This window comes from Janthinobacterium sp. SUN073 (assembly GCF_030397665.1).
Taxonomy (GTDB): Bacteria; Pseudomonadota; Gammaproteobacteria; order Burkholderiales; family Burkholderiaceae_D; genus Janthinobacterium.
In genome coordinates this window covers 449,948-462,635 of the sequence record NZ_JAPUBT010000004.1, presented here as the reverse complement: position 1 = coordinate 462,635, position 12,688 = coordinate 449,948, and the positions used below count along the sequence as shown (strand labels likewise).

Sequence of the window (12,688 nt, the reverse complement as noted above, 5' to 3'; positions counted from 1 at the left end):
CATGCAAACGCCATCCATCAAGGAAGACCTGTCCGCCTGGCAGCACGAACACGTCTTTGGCGGCGCCAGCGACAAGGCGGAACGCCGCGCGCGCATCGTCATGTGGATCACCCTGGCCACCATGGTGCTGGAAATCGTCGCCGGCTGGTGGTACAACTCCATGGCCCTGCTGGCCGATGGCTGGCATATGAGTTCGCACGCGCTGGCCATCGGCCTGGCCGCGTTTGCGTATGCGGCGGCGCGCCGCTATGCGCGCGACCCCCGCTTTGCCTTCGGCACGTGGAAGATCGAAGTGCTGGCCGGCTACACCAGCGCCATCCTGCTGCTGGGCGTGGCCGCGCTGATGGTGTTCGCTTCGCTGGAACGCCTGTTCTTGCCGCAGCCCATCCACTATCCGCAGGCCATGGCGGTGGCGGCTTTCGGCTTGGCTGTCAACCTGGTGTGCGCGCTGATCCTCGGCGGCCACCACGACCATGATCACCACCATGGCCACGAGCATCACGACCATCATGATCACCACGGCCACCACCATGGAGAAGACCTGAACATGAAGGCCGCCTACATCCACGTGCTGGCCGACGCCGCCACGTCCGTGCTGGCCATCGTTGCGCTGGGCGGCGCGTGGGCTTACGGCTGGCGCTGGCTCGATCCCGTGATGGGCATCGTCGGCGCCGTGCTGGTGGCGCTGTGGGCGAAAAAGCTGATGCACGAGACGGGCAAGGTCTTGCTGGACCGCGAGATGGACCACCCCGTGGTGGACGAAATCCGCGAGGCCGTGGAGGTGGAAAGCGCCGGCGACACGCCGCGCATCGTCGACCTGCACGTGTGGCGAGTCGGCAAGCAGCTGTATTCGTGCGCCTTGTCCGTCGTCAGCCGCGATCCCTCGCTGACAGCGGCCCAACTGCGCGCGCGCATCGGCATCCACGAGGAAATTGTCCACAGCACCATCGAGATTATTCGGCGGCCTTGACAATGATGGTGAAAAAGCACGCTGATGCGGGGCGTAGGCAGTATAATGTCGGCTTTTACAGCACGCGCTGTTCACCAGACAGAGAAGAAAATGAGCACATTACCACCATGCCCGCAATGCAAATCCGAATTCACGTATGAAGACGGCAGCCAGTTGATCTGCCCTGAGTGCGCGCATGAATGGTCGGCCACGGCTGCGGATGCAGCGGAAGAGGGCGCCAAGGTTTACCGCGATTCGGCCGGCAATATCCTGCAGGATGGCGACACGGTCAGCGTCATCAAGGACTTGAAATTGAAGGGCGGCGGCGGCGTCGTCAAGATGGGCACCAAGGTCAAGAACATCCGCCTGGTCGACAGCGACCATGATATCGACTGCAAGATCGACGGCTTCGGTTCCATGAGCCTGAAAACCGAGTTCGTCAAGAAGGTGTAACGCTTTTACCCGTAACACGGCGCGCTGGCTTCATTCCTGCGCGCCGTTTTTTTATTCAGAATCCATGCAAATCGATACCATCCGCCAGCGCCTGTGCGCCTTGGGTGCCAAACCCCTGCACGAACAGCGCGTGCTGCGCGACTGGATCCAGGGGCAGCCGCACGACCAGGGCCGGCGCCGCGCCGAGGATTTTTTGCCTCTGCCCGTGCGCGAGGACTTGCCTGCGCTCGACCTTGAATTGCAGGGTATGCTGACACTGCTCAGCAGCCATCCGGGCGCGGACGGTTCCGCGCGCCTGCTGGTGGGACTGCACGATGGCCAGACGGTGGAAAGCGTGCTGCTGCCGCGCGACGGCCTGTGCGTGTCCAGCCAGGTCGGTTGCGCCGTCGGCTGCCAGTTCTGCATGACGGGCCGCGACGGCTTGATCCGGCAAGTCACCAGCGGCGAAATCGTCGCGCAGGTGGTACTGGCGCGCACCCTGCGCCCTGTGAAAAAAGTCGTCTTCATGGGCATGGGCGAACCGGCGCATAACCTGAACAATGTGATGGAAGCGATCGAGCTGCTGGGCACCGAGGGCAATATCGGCCACAAGAACCTGGTGTTTTCCACGGTGGGCGACCCGCGCGCGTTTGAGCGCCTGCCGCAAGGGAGAGTCAAGCCGGCGCTGGCGCTGTCCCTGCATACGACCAAGCCGGAGCTGCGCGAACAGCTGCTGCCGCGCGCCCCCAGGCTCTCTCCGCGCGAGCTGGTGGACTTTGGCGAAGCGTATGCGCGCCTGACCGGCTACCCGGTGCAGTATCAATGGACCCTGATGGAAGGGATCAACGATGGCGAGGACGAGATGGACGGCATCGTGGCGCTCTTGCAGGGCAAGTACGCGGTGCTGAACATGATCCCGTACAACACCATCGACGACTTGCCGTTCAAGCGTCCCAGCTGGGAAAAGGCGCGCGCCATCGCCGCCGCCCTGCACGCGCGCGGCGTGTTGACCAAATTGCGCGATTCGGCCGGGCAGGATGTGGAGGGCGGCTGCGGGCAGTTGCGGGCGCGTGAGGCCAAGGGCAGGAAAGTGATCGAGATACACGCAGCGTAAAACCGGGGTCAGCGGCGTAGGTCGGATTAGCGGGAACCGCGTAATCCGACCTACTCGGCTCACACCCCACCCAGCAAATCGTTTTCATTCAATATCGCAAACGCGATCTCGGGATGCGCGGCCAGGCAGCGCCGCACGGCGGCCGGAATGGCGGCGCGCGTCTTGCGGCACAGGCCCGGTTGCTCTTGCAGGCGGATCTGGAAGCCGCGCACGGTGCGCACTTCGCCGCCGCCCGGTGCAATCTTCAATTCCACGCCCAGGTTGCTCTTCAACAGCAGCTGCAGCTTCTGCAATTGCGCATACGTGGCGATGCCCTCGATGTGCGCCAGCAAACGCTTTTCTTCCGTCAGGTTCAGGCGCAGGATGGACAGGTCCGCCTGCGGATCGTCGAGCAGCCGCTCGCGTTCGCAGTCGCACAGCTGCGGCGGACACTCCTTGCGGACTTCAAAATCGACGATGCGCATGCTGGTGTTCCAGTGACATTCCAATGGCGATGCCGGATAAATCCAGTATCGTCCGCCACCTGGCGCCTGTCAATCAGCGCGGGCTGACGATCAGGCGCCAGCGGATGGTACCTTGCTCGCTGCTGTGCTGATGGTGGTTTTGCGGTGGCATGATATGGCCTTCCGTCGACACGATTTCGTGCGCGCAGCCGTCGCAGCGGTAGATGCCAGAGTACGGTACGGCTTCGCCGGGCGAGGTCAGTTCATCGAAACGCGGGTGCATGGAGCGGGCCACGTAGCTGGGGTTTTTGTAGTCGGCCATGGAATCATCTGTAAGTGGGAAATGTCCCCATTCTGGCACACAATCGTGTGCGGCCTTGACCGCGTGTCTTGGCGCGCGCGCGGCCCTGTGTTGTAATGTTGATCATTTCATTTGAACACGCAAGGCCATGAGAACTCGCATCAAGATCTGCTGCATCGCTTCCATCGACGAAGCGCAACTGGCCATTGCCGCCGGCGCCGACGCGCTGGGCCTGGTGGCCGCCATGCCGTCCGGCCCCGGTCCGATTCCCGACGCGTGCATCGCGCAGATCGCCGCCTGGACGCCACCACCCGTGGCCACGTTCCTGCTGACGTCCGAGACGACGGCGCAAGCCATCGCCGAACACGTGCGCGCCACGCAGCCATCGACCGTGCAGATCGTCGGCCATATCGACCCGCGTGAAGTCGAGGAACTGGCGCGCCTGCTGCCGCATGTGCGGCGCGTGCAGGTGATCCATGTGGAAGGGCCCGAGGCTTTGGCGCTGATTCCCGCCTACGCGCCCCATGTGCATGCCTTCCTGCTTGACTCCGGCCGTCCTGGCGCGCCGGTCCCGGAGCTGGGCGGCACGGGCCGCACGCACGACTGGTCCGTCAGTGCGCGCTTCGTGCGCGCCAGTCCCCGTCCCGTCTTCCTCGCTGGCGGCCTCGATGCCAACAATGTGACGGAGGCGCTGCGCCAGGTGCGGCCCTACGGCATCGACCTGTGCTCGCGCGTGCGCACCGATGGCAAGCTCGATGTCATGAAGCTGGCCTTGCTGATGGCGGCCGTGCGCGATGTGGATGCGGCGCTGTATGCGGAAGGTTAATCCGTCGTTGCCAATGCGTTCATTTCGCGCACGAACGCTTCCGTAAACGCGGCCACCATGCCGCTGGCCGCGCGCGGCGAGATCAGGCCGACGACGGAATGCGATTCCTCGTCCGGCAGCGCAATAAAACGCACGCCGGGCGGCGCCACCAGGCGCATGCTGCCGGGGACGATGGCGATGCCCATGTTGGCCTCGATCAGGTTCAGCTGCGAAGTCTTGCGCGACAGGGCGCGCGCCGCCTTCGGAAAGAAGCCCTGCGCCAGGCACAGGCCCGCCACCAGGTAACTGAGGCCGCCGCGGTCCTTGTGCGGGATCGAGACGAACGCTTCGTCGCGCAGGGCGGCAATCGTCGTGCGCTGCAGCGCGGCCAGCGGCGAGGCCGATGACACGGCCACCACCAGCTTTTCCGCAAACAGTTCGCGCACGACGATATTGGCGTGTTTGCGCAAGGTGGGCAGGCGCACCAGGCCCAGGTCGGCGCGGCCTTCCTCGATGTCAGCCGCCTGGTTTTCCGACGATCCCTTTGATACATCGAGCGAGACGCCGGGGAACTGCGCCAGCAGGCGGTTCAGCACGGCGCCGATGGCGGGCGTGAGGGTGACGGAGCTCGAATGCAGCAGGCGGATGATGCCTTGCGCGCCTTGTCCCACGTGGCGCGTCTGGCGCACGGTTTCGTCGATGTCTTCGAGGATGCGTTTGGCGCGTTCATAAAAGACTTGTCCCGCCGGCGTGAGTTCGATATGGCGAGAGTCGCGCGTCAGCAGCAAGGCTTGAACTTCGGTTTCCAGCTCCTTGATTTGCCGGCTCAGGGCCGACTGCGCGATATACAGCTTTTCCGCCGCACGCGAATAGCTGCCCGCATCGACGACTTCGACAAAATAGCGGAACTGTCTGATGGAAATCAATCGTATGCCTTTTCGAGATCGGTGACTGCCTGATTTGATATTGGCCCGGCCCCGGCGTTCAGGCTACAGTGGATTGCTCTGCTGTCATTGCAAAGGAAAGACCATGCTGGAATTGATCGGGGTGCTGGGACTGCTCGTCAGTATTATCGTAAAACTGATTTTCGTCCAGATCGGCGGCGGTCGATCAGGAGCGGACAGTGAGGATTGATGTACGTTTCGCGTGGAAACCCAACGGCAGAAAGGCCGGGGTCGGACCCTCAGGGTCCGACCCCAGTCTTCGTCTTCTGGGTTGCGAGCATTGCGACAAATCCGTCCTGCAAGGCGATGTGCTGTACCTTGTAATTCAATGCCACTCCATCCCACTCCATCAACGGCAATCCCGCGCACTTGAGCACCGCCTCGCGCGCCGTCCACGCCTGCGCCAGCCGCAGCGGGCGCAGTGCATCGGGGCAGGCGGCCAGTTCCTCGGCCACCTGCGGCCCCAGGTAATCGCGCGCCAGATTCGCCCAGTCGGGAATGTCCTGCACGCGCATCACGTCGATGCCGACAGCGCCATGCAGGTGGATGGCGGCCAGCGAGATACCGTCGTCATGGGTCAATGACAAACCTGCCGCGCGGCCGGCCAGCAGCAAACGGGGAGGGGCGCCCGGCGTCGACTCCACCGAAATCGATTCGATATCCATCTTCAGCCACCGGGCTAGCGCCTCGCGCACGGCGGCGCGGATACGCAGGCGGGCCTCGGCGCGCGGCAGCACGGCGGCAATGCCGACCACCAGCACGCCGTCTCTTGACAAGAGCACCGTAAAAGCCATCAGCTACGCAAAGGTGCCGCCGGGCAGCCGGCCCAGTTGCTGCCGGCGGGGATGTGTTCGCCCTTCATCACCAGGGTCAAGGGCCCCAGGCGCGCATTGTCGCCCACCTTGGCGCTGTACAGCACGGAGCTGCGCGGGCCCATGTAGACGCGCTGGCCGATGTCCACGTGGTCGATCTTCATCACGCGGTCTTCGAACAAATGCGTTTGCGGGCAGGTCAGCGCATTCAATTCGCTGTAGTCGCCGATGTGCACGCAGTCGAATTCCGTGATGTCCGTGGTGTCCATGTAGACACCGCGGCCGATCTTGCAGCCGAATAGGCGGAAGGCCAGCGGCAGCCACGGCGTGCCGCGCAGGTAGCGCATGAAGTTGGGCACGGCGATGCCTTCATACAGGTTCGTGACGCCTTCGGAAATCCACACGAATGGCGTCCACATGGGCGCCGCGTGCTTGCGGTAGCGTCCCAGCAGCAGCCACTTGAACAGCACCACGACGAGGAAATTGCCGATGCCGTAGGCCAGGCCGGCAATGGCCAGGTCGCCCACCACTTCGCCCCAGCGCCCGGCGCCCGCGATCGGCATCACGTCCAGCACCAGGGTGTAGCCGACGGCGATCACCACCGCGTGCGGCGCGACGATGCGGAAGGCTTCGATCAGGCTGCGGCCCAGGCGGCGCAGGATGGACGGCTTGAAGGTCAGGTGCTCGGCAAAACCGCTGACCTGTTCGCGCGCGGGCAGGTGCATCGGGGGAGAACCAAGCCAGGTATCGCCGCTGTGCATCTGCTCATTGCGCGGCGCATGCGTATGCACGCCGATCAGCACGTGCTCGGGCAGGGTGGTGCCGTCCGGGATATAGCTGCCGTTGCCGACAAAGCTGCGGTGCGAGATGACGGTGGGGCGCATGGTCATCCAGCCGCCGTCGATCTGCTCGTCGCCCAGCATGACGGCGTCGGCGATGAAGGTGTCGTCGCCCAGGGTCAGCATGTCGGGCACCACGCCCAGCGCCGTGGAAATCTCGGCGCCCTTGCCCACCTTGGCGCCCAGCAGGCGGTACCAGTACGGCGCGTAGACAGTGGCGTAGATGCCGTGCAGGACGTTCAGGCTTGACTCCTGGATATGGCTGACCAGCCACTTGGCGCAATAGATATTGCTGTGCACGGGCGAGCTGCCCGGCTTCAAGCGGGGCAGCGCGCCCCAGCGGATGGCGGCCGACAGCAGAGCGGTCAGCACGATCAGCACGGCGCTGGCGGGGAAGGCCAGCAGGAAGTAGCGGGCCAGCTGGGTCGTCACGTCGCGGCCCTGCAGCCACGGCATCATTTCGCGTTCGTCGAACCAGTCGATCAGCACGAAGCTGGGGAAGACGGGCATGAAGAACAGCACGGCGATGAGGACCATGCCGAAGCAAAAGAACAGGGTTTCGCCCGTCAGGCGCAGGCGCGAGACGGCGGGGCGCGGCGGCTGGCTGGCCCGGTCGTAGGGGCCGATGTCGCGCGCGGGCGAACCCGTATAGACGCGGCCGTCCGGTACCGAGGCGCCATCGGCCAGCGCGGACTGTCCCTCCAGGTGGCCGAAGGCGCCCACCTTGGTATTGCCTTCCATGATCGCGTAAGAGCTGATGCAGGCATCGTCGCCAATGCTGATCTGGCCCAGCAGCAAACGGCCCCGTTCCACGCGGGCGTTTTCAAAGTTGACGGCATTGCCGACGCTGACGTTGTCGCCGATGGACAGCAGGTCGGGCGCGCGCAGGGTCATCGAACCGATGACTACTTCCTTGCCCACTTTCGCGCCCAGCGCGCGCAGCCACCAGCTGTTCAGGGACGAGCCGCTGAGCAGATACGCGGGAGCCGATTCGACCAGGCGGTCGGCCAGCCACCAGCGGTAATAGGTGACGCCCCACAGCGGATAGCTGCCCGGCTTCAAACGCCCGGCAATCAGCCACTTGCCAGCAATCGCGATGGCAAATTCGGCCAGGGTCGCCAGCAGGAACACGCCGATCGAGGCGGCAATGGCGCGCGGCACGGTGTCTCCCGTGTCGCCCGTGAAGAAGTGATAGGTGAAAAACGGCGCCATCCACTGCGCCATGCGCAGGGTGACGAGGCCCGGCACGGCCGCCGCTTGCGCCGCGCCGCACAGCCAGCGCTTCATGGCCGATGGCGGCGTCCAATCCGCTTCCGGCGTGGCCAGCGCGGGCGCTTCGTTCAGCACGGCGGCGATCTTGCCGATCTGGCGATTGTGATAAATGTCGCGCACCGTCATGTGGGCGTAGGCTGGATCGGCGCGCAGGGCGGACGCCAGGCGCGCGGCCAGGAAGGAGTGGCCACCGAGGTCGCTGAAGAAGTCAAACTGGCGCCGTATCGGCTGGCCCGGGAACAGTGTCGCCAGCGCCGCGAACAGGGCCGCTTCGGCCGGCGTTTCCGGCACGTCCGACTCGCCCGCCGGCGGCGTCGAGAGTGGCATGGCCTTCAGCGCCTTCCGGTCGATCTTGCCGGAGGTCAGGCGCGGCATCAGCGGCAGCAATTCGAAGCGGCCGGGCACCATGTAGGGCGGCAAATGCAGGTTCAATGCCGCACGCAGGGTTTTCGCCGTCAGGGCGTCGTCGGGGGCATCGTCGCTGCCGACGATGTAGGCCACCAGCTGGTCGATGCCGTCGTCCTTGCGCAGCAAGACGGCCACGGTGCCCACGCCGGCCTGCTGCGCCAGCACGGCTTCGATCTCGCCCAGTTCCACGCGGAAGCCGCGAATCTTCACCTGGTCATCGACGCGGCCCAGGCACAGCACCTGGCCATCAAGATCGATGCGCGCCAGGTCGCCCGTGCGGTACAGGCGTGCGTCATCCTCGCTGGTCGCCCACGGATTGGGCAGGAATTTTTCCACCGTCAGGTCGGGGCGGCCCAGGTAACCCTCGGCCAGGCCGGGGCCGATGATGCACAGCTCCCCCGTCTCGCCGCGCGGCAGCAGAATCAGGGGACGGTTTTCGCCCGGCTCGGCCACCTGCAACACCAGCAAGCCATAGTTGGGCAGCGGCGTGCCGATGGTGACGGGTTCACCGGGCCGCAGGCGTGCCAGGCTGCACGAGACGGTCGCCTCAGTGGGGCCATAGGTGTTGAACATGGCGCGGCCCGGGCGCGACCAGCGCTCGACCAGCGATTCCGGGCACATCTCGCCACCCAGGTTGATCAGGCGCAGGCTCGGTACTTCCTCGGCGAACAGGGCCAGCAAGGTCGGCACGGCGTGCAGTACGGTGACGTGATTGGCTGCCAGGGCGCGCGGCAAGGCTTCCGGGTCGCCGGAGATTTCCTTCGGCCCCAGCCACAGGGTGGCGCCTACCAGGTAGGCGATCCAGATTTCTTCGAACGACATGTCGAAGGCGACGGAAAAGCCCTGGTAGACGGTGTCGGCTTGCGTCACTTCCAGCACGGCGTTTTCGCTGCGCAGGAAGTGGCAGATGCTGCGCTGATTGATCAGGATGCCCTTGGGTTTGCCCGTCGAGCCCGAGGTGTAGATCACATACGCCGGGTGTGCGGGCAGCACGGTAGCGCGCGCGGGCAGGTGTTCGCCCGGTGCGGCGGGGGCCAGCAGGCTTTCCGCCGTCCACACGGGGCGCTGGATGCCGGCATCAGACAGGCGTGGCGCGAACTGCGCGCAGCTGACGACGCCAAAGCCGTTCGCGTCATCGAGGCACACTTGCAGGCGTTCGACGGGCGTGTCTTCATCGACGGGCAGCCAGGCGGCGCCCGCCTTGGCAATCGCCGCCTGCATCAGTAGCAGAGGGGCGCCGCGCGGCAGCCACAGGCCCACGATGTCGCCGGGCTTGACGCCGGCGGCCACCAGGCGCGATGCGGCCAGGCCAGCCTGCGCATCGAGTTCCGCATACGTGATGCGGCGCGCGCCGTCGATCAGCGCGATGTGCTGCGGGCAGCGAAGGGCCGTCGCTTCGAGCAGGTCGGCCAGCACTTCCTCGCGCAGCAGGTCCGGTCGCGGCGGGCCGTACAGGATGTCGGCGTGGGTGGAAGGGATGCCTGGACTGACTGCGGTGAAATCGTTCATGGATGACGCTTATCTGTAATGCTGTGTGAGGAATCTGACGGGCCGCGCATGGTGCGCGGCACAGTTGATACATTACAGCACGCAAGACATTTCAGCGTTGCAGAACGGGGAATTTTGCGGGACTTTCAATAATTATGTGGCTGCAGGATCAACTGCCATGGTTACGGAATGTAAAACGGGGAAACATGGCGCCGATTTGCGCCACCGTGCTCGCCGCCGGATAGCCGTGCAGGGGGCGGCCGGCCAGCGCCGCATCCTGGCAGCCTTCGGCGCGGAACTGCTGCAGCACGTAGTTGTCGACGCCTTTGGCTGCCAGGGTGGTGGCCAGGGCCAGCAGCTGTTCGTCCAGCAGCAGGTCCGGATGGGTGGTGGTGCGGCATTCGTAGGCGACGCCGCTGGCGAGAATGGCGTCCAGGCAGGCGCGTGCCGGGTCGCCGCTGCCGGCCACGCGGGTCACATGGCGATAGTCGGCAAACGGCGCCTTGATGTCGAAGCCCACCCAATCGACCAAGGGCAGCACTTCCCGCAGGCGCTGAGGATAGATGCAAGCCGTGTGCAGGCCGATGCCGAACCCCAGTTCCCTGACGTCCAGCATGGCGCGCGCCAGCGCCGGGTCCATGCACGCTTCGCCGCCGCTGAAGACGACGGCGTCGACCAGGCCCACGCGGCGGCGCAGCCAGGTCAATACGTCCTGCCACGGCATGGCGCCCTGCGGTGTGCGCGCCTGCAGGTGCGGATTGTGGCAATAGCCGCAACGCCAGGGGCAGCCCTGCACGAAGACCACGGCGGCCAGCTTGCCCGGGTAGTCGGTGGCGGAAAAGGGCGTCAGGCCGCCCACTTTCAACTCAGCCACGGCAGGCGGGCTGGCCAACCCGGGCGCTCGCTTCCGTAAAATACTGGCGCTCGTGGAATTCGCCCTGCTTGCCGATGTTGAACGAGGCGACGGGGCGGTGATAGCCCATCACGCGGGTCCAGATTTCGCAGCGCTGGCGTTCGCTGTCGAGCAGGGTGATGGCGGGAGTGAAGTCGGGACGTGCATTCATGGCGTTTCCTCAAGTGATGGAACAGGGTGGGCTTGCTTGCGGGCGATCAGTTCCGCGTCGCAGGTAGGGCAGAATTCATGTTTGCCGGCCAGGTAGCCATGGCGCGGGCAGATGGAAAACGTGGGCGTGACGGTGATGTAGGGCAGCGAGAAGCGGCTCAGCGCGCGTTTTACCAGCTCGCGGCACGCGTTCGCATCCGACAGCGCTTCCGTCATGTACAGGTGCAGCACCGTGCCGCCCGTGTACTTGCGCTGCAGTGCGTCCTGCAATTCCAGCGCCTCGAACGGGTCGTCCGTGTGGCCCACGGGCAGCTGCGACGAGTTCGTGTAATACGGGTTGTCGACGGTGCCGGCCTGCAGGATGGCCGGATAGCGTTTGCGGTCTTCGCGGGCGAAGCGGTAGGTGGTGCCCTCGGCCGGTGTCGCTTCCAGGTTGTACATGTGGCCCGTCTCTTCCTGGAAGGCCACCATGCGGGCGCGCACGTGGTCGAGCAGGCGTATCGCCAGCGCATGGCCCTCGGCGGACGTGATGTCGTAAGCGTCGCCGCTGAAATTGCGGATCATCTCGTTGATGCCGTTCACCCCCAGCGTGGAAAAGTGGTTGCGCAGGGTGCCCAGGTAGCGCTTCGTGTAGGGGAACAGGCCTTGCTGCATCAGTTCTTCGATGGTGCGGCGCTTGATTTCCAGGCTGGTCTTGCCCAGCTCCAGCAGGCGGTCCAGGTCGGCCATCAGTGCCGCTTCGTCGCCGCGCCACAGGTGGCCCAGGCGCGCGCAGTTGATGGTCACCACGCCCAGGGAGCCCGTCTGCTCGGCGGAACCGAACAGGCCATTGCCGCGTTTCAGCAGTTCGCGCAAGTCCAGCTGCAATCGGCAGCACATGGAGCGGATCATGTTCGGCTTGAGTTCCGAATTGATGAAATTCTGGAAGTAGGGCAGGCCGTAGCGGGCCGTCATCTCGAACAGGCGTTCCGCATTTTCGCTATGCCAGTCGAAATCCTCGGTGATGTTATAGGTCGGGATGGGAAAGGTGAAGACGCGGCCCTTGGCGTCGCCCGCCATCATGATCTCGATGTAGGCGCGGTTGATCATGTCCATCTCCGCCTGCAGCTCGCCATAGCTGAAGTCCATCTCCTGGCCGGCGATGACGGGAATCTGCTCGCGCAGGTCGTCCGGGCAGACCCAGTCGAACGTGAGGTTGGTAAACGGCGTCTGCGTGCCCCAGCGCGATGGCACGTTGAGGTTGAAGATCAGCTCCTGCATATACTGGCGCACGTCTTCGTAGCGCAGGCTGTCCTTGCGGATGTACGGCGCCATGTAGGTGTCGAAGGAACTGAACGCCTGGGCGCCGGCCCATTCGTTTTGCAGGGTGCCCAGAAAATTGACGATCTGGCCGATGGCGCTCGACATGTGTTTCGGCGGGCCCGATTCGATCTTGCCCGGCACGCCATTCAAGCCTTCATGCAGCAGGGTGCGCAGCGACCAGCCGGCGCAATAGCCGGCCAGCATGTCGAGGTCGTGGATGTGCAGCGCCGCTTCGCGGTGCGCCGCGCCCACTTCCGGCGGATACACCTGGTCCAGCCAGTAGTTGGCGATGACCTTGCCCGACACATTGAGGATCAGGCCACCCAGCGAGTAACCCTGGTTGGCGTTGGCGTTCACGCGCCAGTCGCGCCGCTCCAGGTATTCATTGATGGACGCGGCGACATCGACCTGGCCGCGTGTGGGGGAAACTGCATTCGTCGTCATGAAACCTCCAATAAACACAACATGCGGTGTTTTTATGAAGGTTATCTACTAAATGTAGTGCAGTCAAAGGTG

General features: G+C 64.7%; 12 protein-coding genes. 4 read left to right on the top strand and 8 right to left on the bottom strand.

The window, feature by feature from the left end; translation table 11 throughout:
- Nucleotide 1 precedes the first annotated feature (1 nt).
- From dmeF to O0882_RS14945, 3 genes are all read left to right on the top strand, one after another.
- Nucleotides 2-970 (top strand): CDF family Co(II)/Ni(II) efflux transporter DmeF, encoded by a 969-nt coding sequence (gene dmeF, locus O0882_RS14955; RefSeq protein WP_289949155.1) that lies wholly within the window; start codon nt 2-4, stop codon nt 968-970.
- A gap of 90 nt (nt 971-1,060) precedes the next feature.
- The gene (locus tag O0882_RS14950) at nt 1,061-1,402 is read left to right on the top strand and encodes a zinc ribbon domain-containing protein YjdM (protein WP_099759805.1); all 342 of its coding nucleotides are present in this window, start codon (nt 1,061-1,063) and stop codon (nt 1,400-1,402) included.
- 64 nt (nt 1,403-1,466) lie between these two features.
- Nucleotides 1,467-2,495 carry an RNA methyltransferase gene (locus O0882_RS14945; RefSeq protein ID WP_289949151.1) on the top strand — a complete coding sequence of 343 codons (1,029 nt, stop codon included), beginning with the start codon at nt 1,467-1,469 and terminating at the stop codon, nt 2,493-2,495.
- Between the two features lie 59 nt (nt 2,496-2,554).
- On the opposite strand, the gene O0882_RS14940 is transcribed toward O0882_RS14945, so the two are convergent.
- Nucleotides 2,555-2,959 (bottom strand): hypothetical protein, encoded by a 405-nt coding sequence (locus tag O0882_RS14940; protein WP_289949150.1) that lies wholly within the window; start codon nt 2,957-2,959, stop codon nt 2,555-2,557.
- A 73-nt stretch (nt 2,960-3,032) separates the two neighbouring features.
- Nucleotides 3,033-3,260, bottom strand: a complete 228-nt coding sequence (locus tag O0882_RS14935) for a protein L (RefSeq protein ID WP_289949149.1) — start codon at nt 3,258-3,260, stop codon at nt 3,033-3,035.
- A gap of 127 nt (nt 3,261-3,387) precedes the next feature.
- On the opposite strand from O0882_RS14935, the gene O0882_RS14930 reads away from it, so the two are divergent.
- Nucleotides 3,388-4,065 (top strand): phosphoribosylanthranilate isomerase, encoded by a 678-nt coding sequence (locus tag O0882_RS14930; RefSeq protein ID WP_289949147.1) that lies wholly within the window; start codon nt 3,388-3,390, stop codon nt 4,063-4,065.
- Here the strand turns inward: O0882_RS14930 and O0882_RS14925 are convergent.
- From O0882_RS14925 to O0882_RS14900, 6 genes are all read right to left on the bottom strand, one after another.
- Nucleotides 4,062-4,970, bottom strand: a complete 909-nt coding sequence (locus O0882_RS14925; protein ID WP_289949145.1) for a LysR family transcriptional regulator — start codon at nt 4,968-4,970, stop codon at nt 4,062-4,064. The two genes, O0882_RS14930 and O0882_RS14925, sit on opposite strands and share 4 nt — an antisense overlap.
- Nucleotides 4,971-5,227: 257 nt before the next feature.
- On the bottom strand, nt 5,228-5,770 hold the full coding sequence (locus tag O0882_RS14920; protein WP_289949142.1) for a 4'-phosphopantetheinyl transferase superfamily protein: 543 nt from the start codon (nt 5,768-5,770) through the stop codon (nt 5,228-5,230).
- A gap of 11 nt (nt 5,771-5,781) precedes the next feature.
- The gene (locus O0882_RS14915; RefSeq protein ID WP_289949141.1) at nt 5,782-9,828 is read right to left on the bottom strand and encodes a Pls/PosA family non-ribosomal peptide synthetase; all 4,047 of its coding nucleotides are present in this window, start codon (nt 9,826-9,828) and stop codon (nt 5,782-5,784) included.
- Nucleotides 9,829-9,976: 148 nt separating this feature from the next.
- Nucleotides 9,977-10,681 carry an anaerobic ribonucleoside-triphosphate reductase activating protein gene (locus tag O0882_RS14910; RefSeq protein ID WP_289949139.1) on the bottom strand — a complete coding sequence of 235 codons (705 nt, stop codon included), beginning with the start codon at nt 10,679-10,681 and terminating at the stop codon, nt 9,977-9,979.
- Entirely contained in the window at nt 10,674-10,871 is a 198-nt protein-coding gene (nrdD, locus tag O0882_RS14905) for an anaerobic ribonucleoside-triphosphate reductase (RefSeq protein WP_071078116.1), read from the bottom strand. Before nrdD ends, O0882_RS14910 begins: the two co-directional genes overlap by 8 nt.
- Nucleotides 10,868-12,616 carry a ribonucleoside triphosphate reductase gene (locus tag O0882_RS14900; protein WP_289949137.1) on the bottom strand — a complete coding sequence of 583 codons (1,749 nt, stop codon included), beginning with the start codon at nt 12,614-12,616 and terminating at the stop codon, nt 10,868-10,870. The genes nrdD and O0882_RS14900 overlap by 4 nt, the downstream gene beginning before the upstream one ends.
- Between the last annotated feature and the right edge of the window lie 72 nt (nt 12,617-12,688).